This window comes from Spiroplasma endosymbiont of Phycita roborella (assembly GCF_964031195.1).
Classification (GTDB): Bacteria; Bacillota_I; Bacilli_A; order Mycoplasmatales; family VBWQ01; genus Spiroplasma_E; species Spiroplasma_E ixodetis_A.
The window spans coordinates 197,310-221,667 of record NZ_CAXIQJ010000002.1; the positions used below are offsets into that span (position 1 = coordinate 197,310).

The window sequence follows — 24,358 nt, forward strand, 5'->3', positions numbered from 1 at the left end:
TCGACAAACAATTTAAAATTTTATATAGTTAAGTATTCACAAAAATAATCTTTTATAAAAAGAATTTTATCTAATTTTAATTTGACATTATTGGTATCCATATCTTCAAGGATGGTTTTTATTTGGTATATAAACCTTTTTAGTTTTTATCAACTCTTCTTTGATAATTGGTTTTGGTGCTATTTCTTTTAATTCATATACTTGATGATTGTAACTAAGATATAACTCATTAATAAACGATTTAAGTACAATTACATCAGTTCTAGGTTGTATGTATTGAACTTTGTTATTTTTATAAGGAAAATACTTTTTACCATAATATGTTATAGTTGAACCACTATCCGTTTTTCTTTTAGAAAATCTTGAAAGATAAATATTTATTTCTTCTGATGTAGGAGCTTTAATCATAGCAGATTTATTATTATCAATAGCAAAGGCAAATTGATTATTAAAAATACTTATATATGTTTTAAGAAATTGATTAGCTTCTTCTAAATTTTTAATTTTATTAAGTCTAAGTTCACTAATTAAGCGACTTTGAAGTGTTCCAAATAAGCGTTCGATTCTACCCTTAGCTTGTGGAATGGAAGTTCTAATAATTTCAACACCTAAATCATTACAAGACTTTTGGAATTGAGTATAAGTATCATTTTCCGTGTTTATTTTGCCAGCATCGATTTGTTTTTTATATCCAAAAACTGTTCTATTATCAGTATAAAATGTTTTTGGTATGCCATATTTAGTTAAAATTTGATAAAAAACATTATAATAACCATCTAATGTTTCTTGATGATCAAATCATAGTCCGACAATATTGCCTGTAGCATCATCAATTGCAGCATGTAAAAATGCTTTTGGTTTATCCTTACCAAATCAATGATGATTACTTGCATCCATTTGAATTAATTCACCAAAATTTGTTCTACGATTTCTTGTTGGATGTAAGTTATTTTTTTTATTTTTATGTCTTTTTGGTGAAATTATTTTTTCATTCATTAATATATTATAAAGTGTACTATATGAAATTTTAATTTTTTCTTCATTGTTTAATTTCTCATGGAAATGTTGAAAATTAAAATTATAATATTTGGTTTTATATAAATTTATAATCTTAATTTTGATTTCAAAATTTGTTACCTTATTAGAAATTTTATTTCGAGATTTATGAATAAAACCAATTTTACCTTCTCTATTAAAAATTTGAATTAATTGGTTAATTCTTCTAATAGTTAGGTTAAGTTTATTCTTGGCTTGATGTTTAGATAATTTATTAGTAATAATGTCATTTATAATTTTATACTTATATTTTTCTTTCATAGTCATGCTTCTTTCCATATTTATCACCAAGTATATTTAACTTTATTTTTGGGAAATTTTTACTTGATAACTAATAGGAAATTATCACTAAATAATGACAAAAGTAAGTATTATTGTTGACTAATATTTTACAAGTGTTAAGATTAACATACAATTGCATATTGAAGTCTAAATTATTCTCGTCTAATCTTATAATTTAAAGACAAATTTGAATATTATTGACAACATCGGTACGCTCCCAAAAATTTTAATAAATATACAATAAAAATATGATTATGAAAACGTAGGTGATTTTGCAATAATATCATCATTAATTTTTTCTATATTCTCATTCTCATTTATATCTTTTATATCATCATCATTTAGTGTTGCTTCTTTTCCTAAATTTTGATTTCATTTTTCAATTTTTAAGATATGTATTTTAATCTTTGTCATTCTCAATCCCCTCTTAATAAAAAACCTTGTATGAATAAATTATACAAAAAATTTTTTTTACTTTTAAAAATATAAATTTTTATTATAAGAATATTAAATAAAAATTAAATAAAATATTGTTATTATATATTGCAATCGTGCTTGAACAAATATATAATATCTCTGTTGCTCTTTTTGGGACTATAGCTCAGCTGGTTAGAGCGCACGCTTGATAAGCGTGAGGTCGATGGTTCAAGTCCATTTAGTCCCACCATTATATGTGAAATTATGAAATAAACAGTTTTGTTTTTTTTTTTTTTATTTAAATCAAATTGAAATTATAATAAAGATATAAATCAATTGATTTATTAAGGATATAAAAAGTTATAATAAAAACCTATCATTAATCAGATATTTTAATTAGTGATAGGTTTTTAGTAATTGTTATTCAATGTCAATATCTTTAATATTATTAATTTTTTTATTTTTGAATTATAAATTAATATATAATATATCAGTATTAAGCATATTAATCATATAGTAATTATTATATTTAAGTAGTTAGGAGAATGAGTATGAAAAAACAAGAAATATTAAAACCAGTTATTAATAGTTCTTTAGTTGAAGATGATGTTAATGCTAAATCAAAAGAAAAACATAAATTTCTAAATTTTATTAAATCATATTTTAAAAACTGACGTAATCATTATAACCGTAATGTAATAGTTAATCCTGAAGATGCTCAATATGCAATTTTAATTCGTGATTTTACTAAACAGTTTAAAAAATTTAAAGCTGTTGATAATGCTATTATTAAAGTTAAAAAAGGTACTATTCATGGTTTTATTGGTCCAAATGGATCAGGCAAAACCACTACTATTAAATGTTTAATTAGCGCTATGGTTGAAACACACGGTGATTTAATTATTCATGGTAAGCGTTCATGAACAGTTGAAGCAAAAAAACAAGTTGGTTATATTGCAGAAGCTGCAAGATTTCCTAAACGAATTACTACTTATGATTATTTAATTTCAATGGGACAAATTAGCGGTTTGAAATATAAAGTTGCTAAGGAAAAGACAGAAATGATTTTAAAGGAATTAGATTTATGAAAGTTTAAAAAACGTAACCCTAATGCTTATTCTTCGGGTATGAAGAAAAAGGTGTTATTAGCACAATCACTATTAAATAATCCAGATGTCTTAATTTTAGATGAACCAGCCGCTAATCTTGATCCAACAGCGAGAACAGAATTGTTTAATGATTTAAGAAAACTTCGTGAGCAAGGTAAAACTGTTTTTATTTCATCACATATTTTATCTGAATTACAAAATTTAGCTGATGAAGTTACTGTTTTAAATTATAGTAAAGTTGTTTATACAGGATTGGTTAATAAAACTGATTCATTATATGAAATAAGTTCTAATAATGATAATAATAAATTAATGAAGTTATTAATAGATAAAAAATTTTCAGTAGATGTTAATGAAAATCGTTTATTGGTAAATATTAAAACTGAGGCACAAGTTGCAGAAGTATTAGCAATTGCTTTAAATGCTAATATTATCATTACTTATTTAAAACCATATACTGTTGATTTACAAACAATGTATGAACGAATTGTTATGGAAGCCAATGATAAAAATAAGAAGGGAGAAAAATAATGCCAATATTTCGTTATACTTTTAAAAAGATGATTGCTACTCCTTCAACTTGAATTATTTTTATTATAACTTTAATTTTTCTTGCCTTATCTTGGTCTTTAATTTCGTTATTTGTGGGTTCTGAAGCAATAAAACAATTAACTTATGATCAAGCATTAAATTTTTATGTACCACAATGAAAAGTATTATCATTCTCGGTACTTTTATCAATTATGATTTTTGTATTTATTTCAGTTAAAGCAACACAAGTTTTTCGTGATGAAATTGATGATGGTACTTTATTGATTTTAGTATCAAAACCAGTTAGTAGAACTAGAATTTGGACTGAAAAGTTATTATCTTTACAAGTGGTAATTATTTTATATTTATTTTTATCTATTTTTATTGCTAGTTTTGTCATTACTATTCCTGGCATTGGTAGTTCAACTATTTATAGTGCGGTATTTCCTTATTTATGAATTTTATTTGGTGTTGCTATTATTTTTGATTTAATTATTTCTTCAATTGCTATTTTATTTTCATTAATTTTAAATGCTAAGGCTTTAGTTGCAATTATGATTGGAATGGCTGCTTTATTCAATATTTTTGCGACATTAATTAATGGTTTAGTAACATTTGATCCTACATATTATGTTGTTTCACAGTCATTAGCAGTTTATAATAATGTAAAAGCTAAATTAGATAAAACTGATATTGATTGAATTAATGATGTATATAGAAAAAACCCAACAACTACTATTGAATCTATTAAAAAGGCTATGTTTAGTATTTACGATACATATATTAAAGAAGTTAAGTATCCAAATAATTATGATTATCAAAAAGAACAAACAATAGTATTAGCAATTAAGAATGGTAGTACTATTACTCCACCAACTACTGATGCTCCTAAAGACTTAGTTACTCATATTTACAATATTAGTAATGCTTTTCGTCAATGAAAAGAACAAAGTTTTGAAGAATTAATGACAGGTAAAAAAGTTGGACTTGATAACCTTGGTCCCAAAAGATCAAATGCTGTTGGTAGCAATGATGTTGATTATTCAGTAAATCTTATGATTACGGGTTTAAATACATCTCTTTCTCAATCACAATATGATGCTCTTAATACTAAGACATCACAAGTTAAAGCAATGCGTTATTTAAATATTTTTTATCAATTAAAATATATTTGAGATGGAATATCGACTAAACAAGGTTCAATCTTTTCTTATCCAGGGGAGTATGCTATGACAGCAGATCCTTATTTAGTTAGTTTTAATAAAGTTAACACAAATTATGAAGTTGATACCAATAAAGCAACTAATAGTAAAATTCTTAATTTTCCAGTTTTATTGACTGTCTATGTTTTGCTTGGTATTGGTTTATTTTGTTTTTCATGATTAGTATTTAATCCTAGAGATTTTACTTAGTAGTTTAAGTATCTTTTATAAAAAATCAACATCAAAGATGTTGATTTTTTATATATTAAATTTCAAACCTCATTATTTAAATGATGTAAAATTATTATTATAATATAGAGCAAATTAATGATAAGGGTGAAATTATGAAAATTAGTGGATTTAAAATTAATAATAGAGCAAATCCACATAAAATTAGTAATTTTTTTGCTACTAAAAAATGATATTTATTAGCATTAATGATTATTATTCCAGCAGTATTGCAACAAATATTATCAGCATCAATGAATTTACTAGATAATATTATGGTTGGAGAATTAAAGGATAGTTTTATTAGTGATTTAAAGCCAATGAATAATCATATTAGGGATATTTTTACTTCATTAGGACTTTGAGATAATTGAAGTTGATGAAAAGATAATGGTTTAGAACATTTTTATCATTTGCAATATTCAGCAGGACAAATTGCTGTTTCGGGAGTTACTGCTTCTAATCAAATTTTTGTTATTATTTATGCCGTTATGGGAGGTTTTATCAACGGTGTTAGTATTTTTGGTGCTCAATTTTATGGAGCTGGAAGATATGGTTCTTTAAGACAAACAGTAAGAATGAGAATTATTTTTGGATTTTTAATTGGAGTAATAGTTATTATTTTATCTTATACAGTAGGTGAATATTTAATTTCTTATACTACTAGTCCTAGTAGTGCATTGGATAAATTTAATCAATTATGTGCTGCTAAAGGATTAACTCTTAATGATATTAATGAGTTAAAGGACATTTTAAATTATAATCATCCTTTTAGTGAAAATTCACTTATTGATTTTATGAATATTCATAATATTGATAAAAATGATCCCCAATTTGTACAAATTATTTTACGTTATTATGAATTTCATTCAGCATCTTTAGCAACAGCACAAGGTATTGATTATAATCAATGAATTGTTTTTTCTTATCCATTGTTAGGAATAAACTTTGCTTTTGTTTCAGTATTTCGCGAAACAAAACGTGGTTATATTTCATTAATATTAACTTTTGTTTCAGTATTTATTAACTTTTTATTAAATTTATTATTAATTAATGGTATTGGTGCAGTTACAGGAATTGGAGCACGAGGTTCAGCAGTTGCTACTTTAACAGCGAGAATTGTTCAGTTGGCATTAATTAGTGGTTTTATTATATGAAAAAAATATGAATTTCAACCAAAAGTTTTGAAAATGTTTAAGATTAGGGGTGATTTATTTAAAAAAATTATAATTAAAACATGGCCATTAATGTTAAATGATTTATTATTTGCAGTTGCTACGACAATGATTATTAGATTAATTTCGCAATGAAGCTTTGAAGCATTAAGTGGTTCGGCAATTGCTTCCACGATTAATACCATGTTCTATACTTTATATATTGGATTTGGTATTGCTTCTTCGGTGTTAATTGCCAATCGTTTAGGTGCCGATGATTTGATTGGTGCTAAATATAATGCTAAACATTTAATTAGGTTAGGCTTTTTTGTATCATTATTTTTTGCTGGCTTATTAGTTTTATCTTCATTTTTTTTACCACAATTATTATTTAATGCAACAACAGAAGCCTTACGAATTTCTAGTTGAATGATGCGTGTTGATGCTATAGTTTTTAGTGCTTATACTATTTTGTATACTTGTATTTATGCATTTCGTGCTGGTGGCTTAGCAATTACTGTTTTACTTGTTGATAGTTGTTTTACTTGGTGTTTTTCAATATTAATTTTATTTATTGAGGTACATTATAGTTCTTTAGATATTGTTTATATTTATGCTATTATGCGTTCTTGTGATGTTCTTAAGATGATTATTTCTTTATTTATTTATCATCGTGGTAAATGAGTAAGAAATTTAGCAAGTAGTATGAATAAAGTATATCCAGAATCTCCACCAGTAATTGATATACCAAAAGCAAAAGATAAAGTTGATATTGCTAATTTCTAAAGATTGAAAATTTCTTTAATATATAATTTAAATAAACGTCTTTTATGGCGTTTATTTAAATATGTTTAATTTTTAAAATTTTACTATTCTTGAATTACTTGGCTTTATTCTTTGCTTATAATTTTTTGTTGGAATATCATTTTCATATTTACGTAGTGTTTGTTCTCAAGGGATGTCCTTTTCTTTTTGTTTATTAATGGGGTTAGATATTTGTAGTTTTGGTTGCATTTTTAGAGGTACTGAAATATCTGAATTTAAAGAATCTGTTGATGTGGATTTTGAATTAAAACCTTCATCACTACTGTTAGATAATAATTGATTTTCCAAATCACAAATTTTTTCACTAAGTTGAAATATTTCTGATTCAAATTGTTCAACCATTTGTTCATTGACTTCGACAATTGTTTCTTTTTCTTGCTGTTCTTTTTGATTTAATAAATCAATTAATAAATTATTGTTATTATTTAACAAATTATTTTTATCTTCTAATAATTTGTTTTCATGTTCAGTTATTTGATTAATATTAGTTATTAAATTTGCATATTCTGTTTGTTTTTCAATATAATTTGAATTTAAAATATTAATTTTTTGTTGATTATTTAATTTTGTTTTTTTAAATAATTCACAATTTATTTCTTCTGTTTCAATTAAATTATTAATACTTTTATTTTTATTTATTTTTCCAAATGAAAAAAGATTAATAAAAAAATTTTTAATTTTGTTAATTTTTTGTTCCTTTAATTTATAGATTTGAATATTAAATTGAAATACTTTATCTTCTATTTCTTTATTTTGTTTAATTCAAAATTGAATAGTTTTTTGATAATTATTAATTTTTTTTCAATTTTCTCACTTTTTTCAATAAGTTTTATTTTTTCTGCTTTTAAATTTAGTAGTTGTTTTTTAATTTTTTCTATAGTTTCATAATTTATTAAATAAGTTTTGTTAGTAAATAATTGCTCTTTTTTAATTGTTTTCATTTTGTCCCCCTTTTAAAATAAAAACCTATTTGTTAAAAAATAAAACAATAGGTCAAAAACTATATTTTAGATTACAAGTATTATATCTAATATTTTTTTATAAACGAAAAATTACTTTATTTTTAATATTTATTATAATAAATTATTTTAGTAATAAAATGAAATATTAAATTTTATTAAAATCAATATTTGTGATATTATTATTAATAATTTAATATATGTTCATTACTAATATAAGTATTTTTTATTTATATTAGTTTTTTATTAAATTATATTAATCAGAAGGATATTTTTCATAGATTAGAAAGAGAGAAATAAAAATGGATATTAGTAAATCTTCATTTGCTTCTTCAATGCAAGATGAAAATAATTATGTAGTGGAAATTGTTAAACCTTCACTATCAAGAAAAAAAAGTTTTCGAAAAAAAATTAAAAAAAATTTTGTAAAAAATTTACCTATAATAGCTGCCGGTACTGCTACAGTAGTAACATTAGCGGCTGGTGGAATTGATGGCTTTCAATGTTCTGATTTAGGAATAGCAGCTAGTGCAGGCACATCTGGTGCTATGATGGGTGCAGTTATTAAAGCTACGATTAAACAAAATAAACAAGAGAAAGTAGAACTAGAAGATGAGAATAATGAAAAATCAAGTATTCTTCAGAGAAAATTAGAAGAATTACAATTAGAAACAGTAAGAGCAAAAATTGTTAAAAAACAATTAGAAAGAACTAAAGTTGAACTTGAATTAGTTAAAGTAAGAGAAGAATTAGCAAAACTTAATAACATAACTAGTTTAAATATTACTTCATCACCGATCCCTCAAGAATTTAATTTAACAAAAGTAGTAAATGTAGAAACAAGTAATAATTGTTCATTATCAATTCATAAAAAAATAAGTACATATATATAAAAATGTAAATAAACAATTGAAAAGGATAAAAGATATGGAAACGCAATTACAAAATTTAAATAATTGTAATAATGAAACTGTTGTTATTGCAAAAAAAACTTTAGATAAAGAAAATAAAAAATTTTATTGAAAAACTGGTATTCAAGCTGTTATAAGTACTGCTGCTATTACTGGCTTGTTTGTAAGTGGTGTTGGGTTAGTACCAATATCTATTTTTTCTGGAAGTGTAATAATTGGTAATACACTTTCAATTTGAGCAGAAAGAAAAAGAAGAAAAAATATCAAAAAATTTTTTCAAGAATGAAATAAAAAATTAAATAAGGAATTAGAAATTAGTAAAATAAGATCAGAAATACAAAAAGAAAGATTAGAAACAGAAAGATTAGAAGCAGAAAATTTAATTAAGCAAGAAGAACTTGAACAATTAAAGTTAGAAATAAATGAAAAAGAATTAATTATTTTAACTAAACAAATAGAATATAAAAAAATAGAATTAGAAAAAAGGAAGATAGAAGCAGAAAATTTGATTAGGGAAAAAGAACTTGAACAATTAAGTCTAGAAAGAAGTAGGCTACAACAAGATATTTTAACTAAGCAGTTAGACTTTGCAAAATTAGAAATGACTACCACGTTAGAAGCAGATAAAAGATTAGTACAATCTCAATTAAATAGTACATTAAAGGGCGGTTGTCAAAGTTACGAAATAATTAATTATCATATTAGTAACTTATTTCCAAAAATGAATTATTTGAAAAATAATGAAAATTAGACAAAATTACTCTCTTTAACCCTTAAATTTATATTCGACGTATTTTAAAAAATATAGATTTTATAAGATAAAATAAAAATTATTCTCAAAGGAAAAAGACAAGAAATAATCTTGTCTTTTTTTTGTAATTGTAAAATTTTAAAATTTTTAATAACCGTCTTTGGCACTATTATCAACACGTGTTAGGGAACTAAAAAAGTGAACTACAACACAGTTGTTAAAAATAGTAGCTAGCATGTGGACTTGCATGGATAAATAAAAAGTGGAGTGATACCTAATAAAATATACTAACCATTTAATGGTAATTCTTGGGGTGGGAGCGAATTGGAAACTAGTATATATAGACCTGTTGTAGGGACCTATTGTATTAATTCTATTCTTTATTTAACCAACCTTGCCACTCCCCAGTGAGCAAGTGTTGGTTTTATTTTTTATTTTTTTTGAAAAAATTTTTGGGCGAGAAAATAAATTTAAAACTTGTAAAAAAAATTGAGCGGTGCCGGTTCAATTAAAATATTAATTTGCTTAACGCAAATTAAATAAATATTGAATCGAATGCCTCAATGTTTTTTAAAATTTCATAATTTATTTTTGAGCCCAGTTTTCATGGAATGAATAAAACGAATAGTAGTATTATTAATAATCTAAAAAACAAAATATATGTTCTTTATGCTAGAAGCAACAGAACATATTAGGAAAGGATTATTATGGTAATAGAAATTCTTGATTATGAAGCACTAAGAAAGATTGATAAAAAAAGAAGAAAAAGATGTGTTGAATGTAATGAATTATATGAAGATGACAAAATCCAAATGCTTTATCGCTTTAAAACAGAATTAGAAGCAGAACAACATGATATTAGAAAATTTGAAGATGATTATGATATTGATGAACATTTGGATTATACAAAACCATTTGGATATGTTTGTGATTGATGTAGAAGTGATTAATTATGCAAATAGAATTTAAAAAAGAACAAATTATAAAAGATAAACCACAATCTATTCTTATTGATTATGTTGAATATAAATTATCGCTTCCAAAATGAATGATTAAAAATAATTCTTTTATTGTTGATAACAGTTATACATATTGAGTTTTTAATTTAGAAAATATTAAAAGAGAATTAAGTGGTAATGAATTAATAAAATTATTAGAACCATATATTAAAGACCAAAAAATAACTGTTAATAAACCAACTGCTCCAAAAGAATATTATCTTAATGATATAAAACTTGAATCATTAACATTTTATGAACATCATAATAGTTGATTTATGGGTGAAATAACTGATAACAAAACTAAAATTACTAATCCTTGTTTTAAATATAACATTACGTGAGAAGAAAACAGAAAAGGTTTTAAAATAAATAATCCATATAAACATGATGATTTACCAATTAATTATATAGTTACTTCTTATAAGGAAATTTCAACTCATAATGAAAAAGTATTTTTGTTGAACATGTAAACAAAATAAATTAGATTATTTATTCTTTAATACTAATGATATAAAAACAAGAAAATATTTTTTAAGAGATAAAAATAGTAAAGCAATTTGTTATGACTGTATTTTAAATATTAAGTTAAGTAGGAGGTATAAATATGGATAAAGAATATTTAACTAAAAGAGGAACGATTTGCATACCAGACAGTGATGATATTGAATTTAAAATAGGGCTAATTAAACTGATTGATGATTTAAAAAAAGATAATTTAGTTTGTGGTCATAAAGAATTTATTGAAGAATGTAAATATTGTTGATGTAATTGTGATTTAGAAATTATTAAAACGGTTATTAGAGGTTAACTTAATTAATGCAATATGACTTAATTATTGGAATTGACCCCGCTGGTATTGGCAATAATGGAATTGTTATATATTCAAATGAAACTAATAATATTGTTTTTAATGAAACATTCAATACATTAACTGTTTTATGAACTAAAAATATTTATAAAGAAAAATTTCAATTAATTAAAGAAAAATTTATTGATAAAAAAATATTAGTTATTGTAGAAAATTTCTTTTTAAGTTCAAAACAATTATTAACTAATCCATTAGCAACCCCTAAAATTATTGGTGCATTAATGGTATTAGTACAAGATGTTATAAATTGAGATTATCTAGAAAGTGAACCAAAAAATAAAACTAAAATAGAAAATTATAAAGGAAATATAAAATTAACAAAACATGAACACTATGCATATAAGCATATTCAATATTATTTAAGGAAATTATAAAAATGAAAGATAAAACAAATTATGTCAAATTAAAAGTAAAACTTAGTAACACTATTGAAGCAAAATATTACGAAAAAGGTAATAAAGAATTATATTATAGTGTTCGTGGTCAATGAAATGGATTAAACTATGTTACTTTAATTTTTAATAAACCAAAACTTTATAGACGCTGTATTTTATTAAACAAAAACGATGAAATTATAGTAACTGGTGAAATCTTTAATACTTTAAATATTCAAAAAAATCGTGCATTTTGTTCAATTAATGTTAAATGATTTAAAAAATGAAAAGAGTAAAAAATGATATTATGAAAAATTTTATTAATAGTACCAATATTAATAACAAGTATAACTATTTTAATATTTTTAATTTATATAATTATAGATTTAAAAAATGAATATAAAGTTTTAAATCTATTAAATTCAATTGCAAAAGATTTAGAAAAGAAAGATAAAAATAAGGAGAATAAATAATGGGATATTGAACAAAGTATAAATGTGTTTTTTGTGGAGAAATAATGATTGGTGATGAAGAAAATATTGAACATGTAAGAGAACATAGAAAGGGTATTAGATAATGAAAAAAGTTGAAATTAATAAAGAAAAATTACTTGAACATTTAAAAAATATATATTATGGATATAAATTAACAAATTACTCAATTGATATTATTAAAATTTTAATTAATAAAATTGAAAATGGAGAATTTGACTAATGATAATATTACCTACTTTGTTTGAAAATAAAGATGAAATTGAAATATTATCACCATTTCCCAAAGCAATTCATACAAGTAATGATATTAGAGCAATTATTTTAAGACAATACCCAAATGTTAAATCAAAACACATAATTGTTTCTGACCCAGAAAGTAATGTTGCATTAATAGTTGGTGATAATGATGTTTATCAAGGTTGAATTAAAGTAACAATTAAAAAATTAGAAAATTAAAGGAGATTAAATTATGTTAGATGAAATTTTAAAAGTAATTTTTGATAGAGCAGATAAAAAAGAATTAATTTATATAATAGAAAGATTAATTCTTGTTACTAACAATCACATAGAAACAAAAAAATGACTTATTAAAGAATTTGATAAAAATCATTATGTTTTAGAAAAATTATTGAATACGAACGGAGAAGTTAAATAATGTCAAATGAAAATACACAATCAAATTATACTTTAACTAAATTAATTAGAACTGGTATAAGTCCTATTTGTGCAATGATTGGTACAAGTGCTTATTATGGTCAATTAATAGGTAATCCAGTGTTAGGTAGTATTAATTCATTATTATTTGGTAAAAAATTAGGTTTAGATGTATGAAATTTAAATCAAAGACCAAATACTAAAACTAAATTAATTAATAGTAGTAAAAAAATATTATTAGGTTTAGGAACAATTGGTTTAGCAAATTATAGTAAATGAACAGAAAATAATATTAATCCTATTATTCCAACAACACCAACTCCAATAACTACTACAACTACAACAGAAGGTCCTCCATGATTATTATTAAATAAACAAGAACATCAGTCATTAATGGATTGAGATACATATATTAGTTTAAATGCTTATGGTATATCAAATCTTATTAGTGGATTAACTGAATTAATTCCTAATAGATTTGAAACTATTCGTAAAATAGCAAATATGGCAACTGGTGGATGTTTAATATCAAGTGGTGTTGCTATGGGTATTAATAATGATTTTAATAATGCTTATGCAATTCCTACTATTGTTGCAGGTGCTAGTGAAATTATTCATAATTTACTACCTATTGAAACTACACATCATAATGAAGAAATGCAAGAAACATCATTTAATGATGAAACTGCAAGATTAGTAAATGATAATAGATTCACAATTAATAGTGAAACAACTAGTCAATATGGTAGTGATAATATGAGCGAAGTAGCATTAAATCACGATAATGCTTCATTAAATTGAGATTATAATCACATGAGTTTATAAAGGAGGTGAATAATTTATGAATAAAGAAAAATTACTTGAATATTATAATAATGAAATTCATACATATAAAGAGAGAATGGAACAATTAAATAAAGAAATTGCCTTATTAGTAAACATTATAAGTAATTCAAAATCAATGATTGAAAGAATTAATGGTGGTCAATTTGATGAATAATTAAAAATAAAAAAATAAATAATTGAAAGGAAAATATTGAAATGAAAGAATTTATACATGAATTAATTATTATTGGAACAAGTGTTGGAACATTAATTTGCAGAGAAATTATTGTTTTATTAAAAAGATTTATCACAACTCCAAAACATGTTAGAGCAAATAACAAAATTATAAAACATCAAAAAAAATTAGCAAAATTAAATGAAAAGATTAATAAAGGAGAAAAATAATATGACAAAAATTGAATTTAATGAAAAATATAGAAAACAAGATATTAGTATTGATAGAGATTTTGATTTACATATTGATAATTGCTTTAAATTTTCTGATATTGATACATTAGAAAATGCAGTTAATGATTATAAAAAATTAATAAGTGAAATGCCACAATTAGTTAAAGATTGATTATTGGGATAAGATTAGGAGAATGTTAAATGTTAGAAAATGAAAATAATGTTCAACAAACAACTGAACCTTTAACTGAAAATAATGCTCAACAAGAAAAAGAAAATAAAGTTAATGAAGCAGAAAATAAGTTAAATAAACTTAATCAAGAAATTAAAGAAAAAGAAATGATTAATATATTTAAAAAATATCAAGTTAAAACTGAATTTTATGATTATTTAAAATTTAAAACTAATAATTTAGAAAATTCAAAAATTGAAGAAACTATTAAAAAAATGATTAAAGAACAACCGGTATTTAAAGAAATAATTAATACAGGTGGTAAACAACAAACAATAATAACAAATCAACAAAATTCAATAAAAAGTACATTATTGGATTATAAAAAGAAAAATAATTTATAACAGAAAGGAAATAAAAAAATGTCAGTACCATTCAATCAAAATTTAGATAATACCGAAAAATTAGTAGAAGCACCTGAGTTTATAGAATTTTATAAACAATCAAATTCACCATGGGCAAGTTTTTTTCCTATTGAAATGGTTAATTCTACAAAAATTGAATTTATAGTTAAAAAACCAAAAAATTCAGAAATTAAAGTACTAAAATGAAATGATAAAAGCAAAGGATTAGATGTTAGTTACGCTGAAACTATTAAAATTTTAAAAGAAATTAAACAAGAAGCAGTTGCAGGTGAAATAATTGCTAATGTTGATTTAAATGCAGAAAATGGACAAAATTTGTTAAATACAATGCAATATGAAGTTGCTAATGATTTAGCAGATTATTTAGCAAATAATGATACAAATGTAATTGCAAAATATGCAACTAAATTAGATATTACTGATAAAACACCAGTAGGATATTTAAAATCAATGCTATCTGCTTGAAATACTTTATTTCAATTAAGAAATAGTAATAATTGTCAATTTTTTATTACTAATAATTTATATGATAGTTTAGTTTATTTAGCAGATAATAAAGGTTTAATTACTGATAACCAAATAGCACAACAATTAAGATTAAATGGAACAAATTTATATATCAAAGGTGTACTATGTCAAATTGTAATGGATGATTATATGACTTTTACTGATAATAATGAAACTAAAATTATGTCTTTTGTTTTAGCAACACCAAGAGCAATGAAAAGATATATGTTACAAAATACAGTTGTATATGTTCAAGATATTAATGATGGTAAAGTTGGGAGAAGATATTTAGTTGGGGGAGAAGTAACTGGTGAATCAATACCCTATATAACAGATGAAGAAACAACTTCACGCTGAATGTTATGTGGAATTATTAATAGTGATAAAACTGATTTAAAAACTAAAATTACAATTTTAACAACTGATATTACTGCAAATGTTAATAACAATAATAGTGAATTAAATACACAAATAAAAAGTACTAATGAACTTAAATCATTAAATCCTAATTTAACAAATCCAACTATTAAATATTTTAGTGATGCACAAGGAAAAACTAATGTAAGTAATCAAAAACAAAAAGCGGGTGACTTATACATAGTTATTTCTTCAAATGTTAATGATTTAAATTATAAAGGTTCAACAAATCCAATTAAAATAACTCTTAAATAAAGGAAATTAATATCATGCCAATTGGTACAACTAGTACAGCAATACTTTTAAACATAAATAAACCAAAACATACTAGAACAAGTAACCAACAAGAAAATAAAAGTTTTTGATGAGAAATTTTAGAAATGATTGGTGTACAAGTTATAGCAGTAGCACTTGCTCCTTTTACTGGTGGATTAAGTGAAAGTATAGCACTTGGATTAGGTGCAAGTGATTTAATTGCTAGTATTAGTGCTGTTGGTATAGAGTTTTTAACTGATTTTACTATTAATCAAGTTTATGATTATTTAAAAGGAAATGTAACACCATTAAATACTTTTTTTAATATATTACCTGCATTTGCTGGAATTAATAAAATTAGTCGTGGTTATCGTACTACTAAATTTATTAAGTTAGCACAAAAAACTAAAACATTAGAACAAATTGGAATTAAAGAAGCAAAAAATTTACAAGAAATTATTAGTCAAGTAAGTGGTAAAGAAATTTTAACAGATAAAATTATTGGTAATAAACGTTATTTATTCAATTATAGTTTTGCTCCTAATCGTGAAACAATAATACAAAATTTAGGATATGTTGCTGAAAGACAATTTAAAAATAATTTTAAAAAGTTAGAAACCAAAGAGTTAAAAGATTATTTATTATTACAAAATACATTAATAAAATTAAGTCCACAATTAACTCCTAAATTTAAAATCAAAGATATTGAAAAAGCAAATAACTTTTTAAAAAAATATAATACTGAATTAAAAGAAGTATTAAAAATGAACCAACATGATTGATTAAATTTAGTTCATACAATACATGCAGAGAATAGATATGGTAAATCTTTAATTTTGGATTTACAAAAAATTCGTGCAAATGTTATTAAATTTAATTTTAAAAATAATGTTATTCATCAACTTGTTTTAAAAGCAAATCAAAGTTTTAAATATTTTGATATTAGATTTTATTTAAAAAAAGGTTTAAATAAATTTTGAAAAGATACACCATATTTTGAAAAAATAAGAGAAAGTATATATAAATTACAAGAAAAATTTGAAAAGTTAGAAAAACAAGCATTTGAAAAAATTAATAAATTAAAAGAAAAAGCAACTGATTTATTTACTAGTGCAGAAAAAAGAGCAATTAAACATGCACAATTAATTCCATTAAATTCCCCAGTATTTATGGGTTGTAAAATTCAACCTTTATCATTAGATAAATGTGCAATTACTATTTATCATCGTAATCCTAAGTATAAACCAATTACAGTTATTGATAGTATTCTTAAAGCAGAAACTTTTGTTACTCAAATACATCCATTCCATTGATATCGTTGATATAGTGGTTGATACATTGGTTATGGAGTTAATCAAAATAAATGATTAAAAGCAATAGCATTTGCTCCACCAGTTTTACAACAAGTAATTAGAGATAGTTTTAAAGTATATAGAGAAATATTTAGAATAATAAGAACTTATCATAAAGTAGTAAATGTTATTAATAATCCTATTGAAAATATTAACAAATCATTTAAAAATGTTGGTTTAAAGTTTTCAGTTAATACTTTATTTGGTACTGGATTATTACATCATTTAGAAAAATTTGCATATAGTCAAGTTGCAGAAAAAGGTAAGAAAAAATTACAAAAAGAAATTATTCATATATCACATAGAAAAACTAAAACAAAAACTAAACATTATAAAAAAGCATTTTTTAAGGAATGATAAATTATGATTAATAAACTTTGAACTGGTGTCAGTCTAGAAAATTATAATAACTGATATCCATTAACTGGAAAAATTACAGAAACACCACAGCAATATATACAAACATGACCAAATGTTAATGATTGATTTAAAACTTTTGCTATTCGTGCTCAAAATGATATTAATGCTTATCTTGGTTTTATTTTATCTAAATTTCCTTTTGATAGTTTTAAAGATGAATTAATTAAAGAAACATTAAGAGATATGGTTTATGTAACCACTGAACATTGAGTATTTAATCGTACACCAATTGAATTTAATGTTGATGCTACTATTCAGTTTAATAATGGTAGTCAATTTAGTGCAAATAGTATTCCTACAATTAATGTTTGAGATTTAGCACCAAGTAGAATGAAAATATGGGCAAGACTAACAGAATTAAAACAAATATTATCAAATTATAATAATGATGAAATAGATGTTGAAAAAATTGATTTAAAAGCATTTTATACTAGAAATCAAGTTGATGAATTAATCGAACAACAAAAAGAATTTACATTATCAAAACAAATTAAATTATATGATGATTTAGTTGATGATAATGAAAATGAAATATATAGAGGTCCTGTTAGTAAATTTATTAATAAAGGTTATGTTGCAACTGATTATGATAAAGAAACTGAAACAATGATTTTAGATTGACCTGATGAAATTGGTACATTACCCCCCGAAGCATTACAAAATAATCCACAAATTGGTGATTATACGCATGCACCAACTTGTGATTTTTCTGCTAAACAACAAAAACGAATTACTACAAATGAAAATAATATAACTAAATTGAATGATGAATTAACTAAAACTAATGAAAGTATTGATGATATTAAAAATAATTGATTTAATATTGAAACTAGTCCATTATGAAAGAAAATTAATAATGATAATTTTTATTTAGATAAATGAACTATAATTCTTTGAGTAATTGATTTACAAGATAAAAATGATAAAAAAATAGTTAATACTCTTAAAAAAGAAATAAAATTTTTATTAAATAACAATGAAAGTTATAATACAAAATCAATCATTCAAATAATATCATGAGAAGAAATGACAACAGTAGCAGATGTTACTAGAAGCGTAACTTTATTTTATGATTATAGTACAAAAAAAATTTTATTCGAAGTTTCTCCTACTCCTCCAACAATAGAATTTAATACAAATGTAATTAATCAAATTGAAGTATATCAATATCAAGGAACTGGAATACCAACTGAATTTATAGCAGAAGAAAGTACTGAACGTGATTATTATACAAAAATAGAAACTAATAATTTATTAGATAAAAAACAAGATAAAATAGATAATTTACAAGATAAAATTTTTAATGATAAAGATGATAAAAATAAAGTTACGTATTTAATTAATAATGTTTTAAGTGAAGTAAGTGTTAATGGTTTAATTTATTCACAAGCACCAACTATGAATAATGATAATAAAATACCAAATAAAAAATATGTTGATGATAAAATAAATACTAAACAAGATAAAGAAAATTGAAAAGTAATAGGTAATAGTCTTGATAATCGTACATGAGAAGATTTTACTCTTGGTTTTAATAAATATTATAGAGTAATTATTATATGAGAAAAACCACCATTTAATCAAGTAAATACAAGAATTACAGTAGAATTTAAAACTGGTTCTTATTTAGGTGGTAGTGTTAATGAGAAATTTTTTCTTACAAAAGGAGAAATTGATAGTGTAGAAGCAAATTTATATTTGGTTATAGGAAACGAACATAAATTCAAATTAATTATAGATGGTGGTAATGAAAAATATGGAAATATTTTTTCATTAGAAGAATTACAAAATACAATTAAAGTTGATGTTACACCAAAAATAAAAATTAATTCAAGAAGTTTAAAAACTAATGAAATAGAAGAAAATTATTGAGATATTGAATTACCAGATAATCCAACACCAACTCCAAATAATCAACAATGAAAAGATGTAGGAACAAGAGAAAAAAATAAATGAGATAATTGACAAATTACTTATGATTTTCAAGAGAATAAACATTATAGAGTTTATTATTCTTGAAGTATATATAATCCAGTTTATACTATTCAAGAATTTATTATAACTGATAAAAAAATTGCTGGTGTACAAATACAAACCTTTAATGATAGTGCTAATATAGTAATTTTATCAGTTCAACATGCAAAATGGATTACTATTTATACTGGAAAAGGTAATTTAAAAGGTAATGTATGAAAATTAGAAGAATTACAGGAATAATATTATGATTTGAAAAATTATAAAAATTATTTTAGGTTTAATAGGAGTTATATTATCATCAGCTATTGCTGGTTTAATTATATTTATTATTATAAAAATTGTATTTAAAATTAATCAAATATTTTAAAAAAAGGTGGTGAATATTATGTTAGGTAGATTTTTAAGAAAAGATAAAAGCACTAATAATGAAGAAAAAACTAAATTAACTTTTTTAAAAGGTAAAAGTACACATGCTTCTATTTTAAGTTATTTTGGTTTTAATGATTTTAATCATGAAACTTATTTCACTGATTTTGTAGCAGAAAATAACGCTAATTTATATAATGCTCCATTAGATATTAATAATGAAGTTATTACGAAATATTTAATTCAACAAGAATTTTATAGAAAAAATTGAAATTCTATTTTTAAATTAAGTAAATTAGGAATTAGTGGTTATTTAATTTTTATTGCTAATGATGATTTATATTTTCAAGTCGTTGATATACAACAAAGAGTTTATGATATTACTAGTAAATTAATTCAATGCACTATTTTTTATGATAGTTATGAACAAAATGCACAAACTGTAAGATTATTTGAAGTTTATACACTAAATAATGAACAAATAACTATTAATCGTGCAATTTATAGTATTAGTGATAATAAAAAACAATTTCCATTAGATTTTAAATCATATATTAATAACCCTAATTTAGAACAAGAACAAATATTAAATATTAATTATATTCCAATAGCAATTATGCGAAATAAAGCAAATGAATTAGCAGATTGTAATAAAGTAATGGATAAAATTAAAGCATTAGATGTTATTTATGAACAAATTGTTTTAGATACAATTTTAAATTCACCTAAATTTATATTTAGTCAAACTTATGGTAATGTTCAATCAACATTAGAAGAAGCAGTAAGAACACTAGTTACTAAAAACTACATATTTAAAAGTGGTGGAGATAATAATGAACAAAACGAAAATATCAATATGACAAATAGTAATTTTAAAGGTAAAAATTTAACTGATATATATGATTGAAATGTTAATGAAATATTTAAACGTTGTGGTATTCATATTCCAAGTCAAAAGAAATCAGCACAACAATCTGTTCCGGAAAGTACAGCTGTAAATATTTCAACTATTAATTATATTGAACAAAAATTATGACAATTTAACATTGATATTCTTAAATTTATTCAAATATTAGTGAAAATTGATAAAGATTTATTAAATAGTAAAACATTTAATATTAATGATGAGCAAGAAATTAATAACTTAACAGTTAAATTAAAATTATTTAATCCCGAAAATAACCAATTAATAGGAGAGAACAATGGACAATCAAAACAACAAACCACAAACGAAGTTTCCACAGAAACAAACTAAACTTAATCAAGCAGCAATAGAAAATGATTATTTAATTGATAATATTCCTTATGACTTTACTAATATGATGCGTGCTACTAGTGACCCAGATATTAATAGAGCATACGATGAATTTAAAAAAAGAACAATTTATATTTATGAAATTGAACGTTTATTTAAAAATAATGAAAATAATAGTTTAAGATTTTCAGCAAATACTATTAAAATTGGTTTTATTGATATTGAAAAAGTATTAAAAACTACTGCTGTTGAAACATCTGACTTTACTATGCAATTAAATCAAAGAGCAAGTACAAATATTAATGATAATACAATTGAATATAGTATGACTGATATTAAAAATTTAATTTTTCAAGAAATAAATTTATTAAATCAATTTAAGTTATATGCAGTTTCTATTAATGAACCATTAACTGAAAATAATATTGATAATTTATATATCATTAATAACTATTCTCAACCTTATCAAAATCCAAAAACAAGAAGTACTAAAAGTATTACTATTATTAAAATTAAAGATTTTAAAACAAGAGATGGTTATCCTATAATTATTAAATTACAAAAACCATTAGATAAAGATACCAAAGTTATTGGCTTAAAAATTAAAGCCCCTAGAAGTATGATTTTTGGCAATATAAAGGTACTTGGTGAAGTTGACAATATGGAAGTATACCCAAAGTTATTTGTTAAAGATAAAATAGCATTTCCGCTGTTATCAATGCCTATTGAAACGCAACCAAAAGTTAGAATACTACAACAATGATTTAGTGAACAAATATTACCTTGAAATTTAGCAAAGCAATTTATAGGACAAGAAAAATCAGTTTTAGACTTAATTAAAATTAGTAGTGGTTCTGTAACAAGAAGAGAAGTTATTAATAATGCAAGAATAACTCATGCTTGATTAGGATATGAGTTTAGTAATGTTTTAGGTGGTAAATGACCATTAAAAAGCCAAAAAGAATTAAAGGATAAAGAAGTTTGAGATTTTGTAGGTGAAAGTCAATTTTATCAATATGTTGCAACTAATAATAAATTTGATGACATTGAAATAGAAATTAAAGATGCACCAACTAATGATAGTTTACAACAACTATTATTAGATATGCTAAGTTACACATATAACTATAATAGAAATTTTGAAGGTGCTACATATGATGAAAAAACAGGTAAACCAACAAATAAAATGGCAATATTACGTGATACATTTTCAGGACAAAAACCTGATGAAATTATTACTAACTTATTTAAACAGTGAGAATTAGATTATCCAAATTACATCAATTTATCACAAGTTAAAATATTTAAACAAGTATTGATTATGTTATCAAAATATATTTATTCATCTTTATCAATAAATAAAGGATTAAATGATGATAATAAAATACTATTACCTTATTATTTTGAATTAAAATCAAGTCCAATAAAACCTAGTGATAAAGATATTTGAAAATATAAAGACGTAAAAGTTATATTAAAATCTCCATATTTTGATTTTACAGATATCAATAATATTAAATTAAAAAATAATGATATTAGTCAAAATGAATTATTTAAGTTAGATGATAATCAATTTAACTGATTATCTATTACAAATGAATTAGAAAGTAATAATATACCTTCTTTAATTCCTGCTGATTGAACATTAGCAAATGGTGAATATGGAAAATATTTTACAAGAACAATTATTAGTAACAATAAAATTGAGAATGCTTTAAATTTATATGGTTCAAATAAATCTCAATTATTTTCAAAATTGGAATTTTATGAAGAAATTTTACAAATTGATAATATTAATGAATTAGAATTACAAATTAAAAATCCAATTAATAACTTAAATCGACTAGAAATTAGTGGTATATTTGGTGCTGGTGACTATGATTTAATTTTAATAACTAATAAGCAAGAAATAAATCTAACTAATATTAACTTATTTGATAAATATAATGAAAACATTTCTTACATAAACTTAGAAATTTAATTATCAAAATATCCATCAGGATATTGACCATTTCATTTTATATCCTCTTTAAATTTTGGCTTAATATCAAAATATAAATCTATTTTATTTTCATCATATAAATTTTTAGTTTCTCATATTGTTGTTCCAGCCCCCCCCAGTAGACTGTATAATCATGTCCTAAAAATGATTGATAACCATTAGTTTTATTTTGTGCTATCGAACCAATTATTAAACCGGTTGTAGCAAGAACTAATGCTAAAATTGATGTTATTTTATAAAAATTTGTTTTTATTCATGTTTTCATATTAAATTACTCCTTTTTAATTTGTTATTTTTTCTTAATTTTTGATAACTTATTCTTTATTTTTATAATTAAAATGGTCTTCAAATTCTTTTATTTGAATTTGAATTATTTTCAATCGTAGGATAATTATCTGCTAATTTATTAATGGCATATTTAAACAATGAATTTTCAAAATTTTCAGCTTCTTTTTTTAATTTATCGACTAATGGTGATATTGAATTATCTATTTTTTGAATTTTATAATTAAGTTTATCATTTCAATCATTTCATTGTTCATTGCTTACTTCATTTCATCATTTTCCATTTTGTATTTCTTCAAGGGAATATTTTTCATCATCATGTTCTTCAACTCATTTCATAATTTCTTTTTCAATTGTATTTTTTTCAGCTTTTCTTTTAAAATTTTGAACTTTTTCAGATGATGAATCAAAAATCATTCATGATTTATCAATTGAACTAAGTCTTTTATCAACATGATTATTTCAATTTTTAGTCATAGCATTAAATGATTCATATGATTTTAAAGGTTTTTTATCATTAAAATCATTAAATATAAATTCAAATATATTATAAGCAAATTTTTCTTTTTCTTCATTTTCAATTTTTTCTTTTAAATCTTCCTTTTCTTTTAAAGTGAAAAAAAATTTTTCTTTGTTAACTAAGCATAAAGCATCATTTGATTTGTTTAAATCTTTATAATTTACAAATTCTGCACTGATTACTTCTTCTGCTTTTGTTCCATCACCTTTACCTTTGTAAATTGCATTCAAATTTAAATTTAGATTTGTTAAATCTATAGTAAAAAAATATCATAATTTTGTACTTGATTTATTTGCATAATGTTTACCTAAATAATAAATTTTTGATTTATCATTTTTAACATTAATTCCAGTTTC

General features: G+C 22.8%; 31 protein-coding genes and 1 tRNA gene. 26 read left to right on the forward strand and 6 right to left on the reverse strand.

Annotated features, from left to right (window positions below):
* Positions 1-87: 87 nt before the first annotated feature.
* Both AAHM95_RS01550 and AAHM95_RS01555 read right to left on the reverse strand, forming a co-directional pair.
* Entirely contained in the window at positions 88-1,335 is a 1,248-nt protein-coding gene (locus AAHM95_RS01550) for an ISNCY family transposase (protein ID WP_342273919.1), read from the reverse strand.
* Between the two features lie 255 nt (positions 1,336-1,590).
* Positions 1,591-1,752, reverse strand: a complete 162-nt coding sequence (locus AAHM95_RS01555; protein WP_252319474.1) for a hypothetical protein — start codon at positions 1,750-1,752, stop codon at positions 1,591-1,593.
* A 176-nt stretch (positions 1,753-1,928) separates the two neighbouring features.
* On the opposite strand from AAHM95_RS01555, the gene AAHM95_RS01560 reads away from it, so the two are divergent.
* The 4 genes from AAHM95_RS01560 to AAHM95_RS01575 all read left to right on the forward strand — a co-directional run bounded on the left by AAHM95_RS01560 (position 1,929) and on the right by AAHM95_RS01575 (position 6,765).
* A tRNA-Ile gene (locus AAHM95_RS01560) sits at positions 1,929-2,005 on the forward strand.
* A gap of 301 nt (positions 2,006-2,306) precedes the next feature.
* Positions 2,307-3,395: an ABC transporter ATP-binding protein gene (locus AAHM95_RS01565; RefSeq protein WP_342273920.1), complete on the forward strand. Its 1,089-nt coding sequence runs from the start codon at positions 2,307-2,309 to the stop codon at positions 3,393-3,395.
* Positions 3,395-4,807: an ABC transporter permease gene (locus tag AAHM95_RS01570; RefSeq protein WP_342273921.1), complete on the forward strand. Its 1,413-nt coding sequence runs from the start codon at positions 3,395-3,397 to the stop codon at positions 4,805-4,807. The genes AAHM95_RS01565 and AAHM95_RS01570 overlap by 1 nt, the downstream gene beginning before the upstream one ends.
* A gap of 134 nt (positions 4,808-4,941) precedes the next feature.
* Positions 4,942-6,765: an MATE family efflux transporter gene (locus AAHM95_RS01575; RefSeq protein ID WP_342273922.1), complete on the forward strand. Its 1,824-nt coding sequence runs from the start codon at positions 4,942-4,944 to the stop codon at positions 6,763-6,765.
* A gap of 72 nt (positions 6,766-6,837) precedes the next feature.
* On the opposite strand, the gene AAHM95_RS01580 is transcribed toward AAHM95_RS01575, so the two are convergent.
* Both AAHM95_RS01580 and AAHM95_RS01585 read right to left on the reverse strand, forming a co-directional pair.
* On the reverse strand, positions 6,838-7,236 hold the full coding sequence (locus tag AAHM95_RS01580; RefSeq protein ID WP_338974616.1) for a hypothetical protein: 399 nt from the start codon (positions 7,234-7,236) through the stop codon (positions 6,838-6,840).
* Positions 7,237-7,544: 308 nt separating this feature from the next.
* Positions 7,545-7,745, reverse strand: a complete 201-nt coding sequence (locus AAHM95_RS01585) for a hypothetical protein (RefSeq protein ID WP_281749002.1) — start codon at positions 7,743-7,745, stop codon at positions 7,545-7,547.
* A gap of 320 nt (positions 7,746-8,065) precedes the next feature.
* On the opposite strand from AAHM95_RS01585, the gene AAHM95_RS01590 reads away from it, so the two are divergent.
* The 22 genes from AAHM95_RS01590 (at position 8,066) to AAHM95_RS01695 (ending at position 23,176) form a co-directional block, all read left to right on the forward strand.
* Complete coding sequence (locus AAHM95_RS01590) at positions 8,066-8,656, forward strand: hypothetical protein (protein ID WP_338974618.1); 591 nt, start codon at positions 8,066-8,068, stop codon at positions 8,654-8,656.
* 34 nt (positions 8,657-8,690) lie between these two features.
* Positions 8,691-9,425, forward strand: a complete 735-nt coding sequence (locus tag AAHM95_RS01595) for a hypothetical protein (RefSeq protein ID WP_342273923.1) — start codon at positions 8,691-8,693, stop codon at positions 9,423-9,425.
* Positions 9,426-10,132: 707 nt separating this feature from the next.
* Positions 10,133-10,375, forward strand: coding sequence for a hypothetical protein (locus AAHM95_RS01600; protein WP_338973510.1), 243 nt, complete (start codon positions 10,133-10,135; stop codon positions 10,373-10,375).
* 2 nt (positions 10,376-10,377) lie between these two features.
* Positions 10,378-10,896 (forward strand): hypothetical protein, encoded by a 519-nt coding sequence (locus AAHM95_RS01605; RefSeq protein WP_342273924.1) that lies wholly within the window; start codon positions 10,378-10,380, stop codon positions 10,894-10,896.
* A gap of 134 nt (positions 10,897-11,030) precedes the next feature.
* Positions 11,031-11,234: a hypothetical protein gene (locus AAHM95_RS01610; protein ID WP_281748672.1), complete on the forward strand. Its 204-nt coding sequence runs from the start codon at positions 11,031-11,033 to the stop codon at positions 11,232-11,234.
* 8 nt (positions 11,235-11,242) lie between these two features.
* A complete protein-coding gene (locus tag AAHM95_RS01615) occupies positions 11,243-11,668 on the forward strand; it encodes a hypothetical protein (RefSeq protein ID WP_342273925.1) in 426 nt (141 codons plus the stop codon).
* A gap of 2 nt (positions 11,669-11,670) precedes the next feature.
* Complete coding sequence (locus AAHM95_RS01620; protein ID WP_342273926.1) at positions 11,671-11,964, forward strand: hypothetical protein; 294 nt, start codon at positions 11,671-11,673, stop codon at positions 11,962-11,964.
* A gap of 3 nt (positions 11,965-11,967) precedes the next feature.
* On the forward strand, positions 11,968-12,141 hold the full coding sequence (locus AAHM95_RS01625; protein WP_339046679.1) for a hypothetical protein: 174 nt from the start codon (positions 11,968-11,970) through the stop codon (positions 12,139-12,141).
* A 103-nt stretch (positions 12,142-12,244) separates the two neighbouring features.
* Complete coding sequence (locus AAHM95_RS01630) at positions 12,245-12,382, forward strand: hypothetical protein (protein ID WP_342273927.1); 138 nt, start codon at positions 12,245-12,247, stop codon at positions 12,380-12,382.
* Positions 12,382-12,618: a hypothetical protein gene (locus AAHM95_RS01635; protein WP_174480108.1), complete on the forward strand. Its 237-nt coding sequence runs from the start codon at positions 12,382-12,384 to the stop codon at positions 12,616-12,618. The genes AAHM95_RS01630 and AAHM95_RS01635 overlap by 1 nt, the downstream gene beginning before the upstream one ends.
* 13 nt (positions 12,619-12,631) lie before the next feature.
* Complete coding sequence (locus AAHM95_RS01640) at positions 12,632-12,817, forward strand: hypothetical protein (protein WP_338987820.1); 186 nt, start codon at positions 12,632-12,634, stop codon at positions 12,815-12,817.
* Positions 12,817-13,641 carry a hypothetical protein gene (locus AAHM95_RS01645; protein WP_342273928.1) on the forward strand — a complete coding sequence of 275 codons (825 nt, stop codon included), beginning with the start codon at positions 12,817-12,819 and terminating at the stop codon, positions 13,639-13,641. The genes AAHM95_RS01640 and AAHM95_RS01645 overlap by 1 nt, the downstream gene beginning before the upstream one ends.
* 16 nt (positions 13,642-13,657) lie before the next feature.
* Positions 13,658-13,816, forward strand: a complete 159-nt coding sequence (locus AAHM95_RS01650) for a hypothetical protein (protein WP_342273929.1) — start codon at positions 13,658-13,660, stop codon at positions 13,814-13,816.
* 41 nt (positions 13,817-13,857) lie between these two features.
* Positions 13,858-14,046: a hypothetical protein gene (locus tag AAHM95_RS01655; protein WP_342273930.1), complete on the forward strand. Its 189-nt coding sequence runs from the start codon at positions 13,858-13,860 to the stop codon at positions 14,044-14,046.
* Position 14,047: 1 nt separating this feature from the next.
* Positions 14,048-14,233 carry a hypothetical protein gene (locus AAHM95_RS01660; protein ID WP_281748210.1) on the forward strand — a complete coding sequence of 62 codons (186 nt, stop codon included), beginning with the start codon at positions 14,048-14,050 and terminating at the stop codon, positions 14,231-14,233.
* A gap of 17 nt (positions 14,234-14,250) precedes the next feature.
* Positions 14,251-14,625 carry a hypothetical protein gene (locus tag AAHM95_RS01665; protein ID WP_342273931.1) on the forward strand — a complete coding sequence of 125 codons (375 nt, stop codon included), beginning with the start codon at positions 14,251-14,253 and terminating at the stop codon, positions 14,623-14,625.
* 18 nt (positions 14,626-14,643) lie between these two features.
* Positions 14,644-15,825: a hypothetical protein gene (locus AAHM95_RS01670; protein ID WP_342273932.1), complete on the forward strand. Its 1,182-nt coding sequence runs from the start codon at positions 14,644-14,646 to the stop codon at positions 15,823-15,825.
* Between the two features lie 14 nt (positions 15,826-15,839).
* A complete protein-coding gene (locus AAHM95_RS01675) occupies positions 15,840-17,537 on the forward strand; it encodes a hypothetical protein (RefSeq protein WP_342273933.1) in 1,698 nt (565 codons plus the stop codon).
* Between the two features lie 3 nt (positions 17,538-17,540).
* On the forward strand, positions 17,541-19,814 hold the full coding sequence (locus AAHM95_RS01680) for a hypothetical protein (RefSeq protein WP_342273934.1): 2,274 nt from the start codon (positions 17,541-17,543) through the stop codon (positions 19,812-19,814).
* A 4-nt stretch (positions 19,815-19,818) separates the two neighbouring features.
* Positions 19,819-19,941, forward strand: coding sequence for a hypothetical protein (locus AAHM95_RS01685; RefSeq protein WP_342273935.1), 123 nt, complete (start codon positions 19,819-19,821; stop codon positions 19,939-19,941).
* Positions 19,942-19,959: 18 nt separating this feature from the next.
* Entirely contained in the window at positions 19,960-21,195 is a 1,236-nt protein-coding gene (locus tag AAHM95_RS01690; RefSeq protein WP_342273936.1) for a hypothetical protein, read from the forward strand.
* Positions 21,143-23,176, forward strand: a complete 2,034-nt coding sequence (locus AAHM95_RS01695) for a hypothetical protein (RefSeq protein ID WP_342273937.1) — start codon at positions 21,143-21,145, stop codon at positions 23,174-23,176. Before AAHM95_RS01690 ends, AAHM95_RS01695 begins: the two co-directional genes overlap by 53 nt.
* 79 nt (positions 23,177-23,255) lie before the next feature.
* On the opposite strand, the gene AAHM95_RS01700 is transcribed toward AAHM95_RS01695, so the two are convergent.
* Both AAHM95_RS01700 and AAHM95_RS01705 read right to left on the reverse strand, forming a co-directional pair.
* The gene (locus AAHM95_RS01700) at positions 23,256-23,462 is read right to left on the reverse strand and encodes a hypothetical protein (protein WP_342273938.1); all 207 of its coding nucleotides are present in this window, start codon (positions 23,460-23,462) and stop codon (positions 23,256-23,258) included.
* Positions 23,463-23,530: 68 nt separating this feature from the next.
* The coding region (locus tag AAHM95_RS01705; RefSeq protein WP_342273939.1) for a hypothetical protein at positions 23,531-24,358 on the reverse strand (828 nt) is incomplete at its 5' end.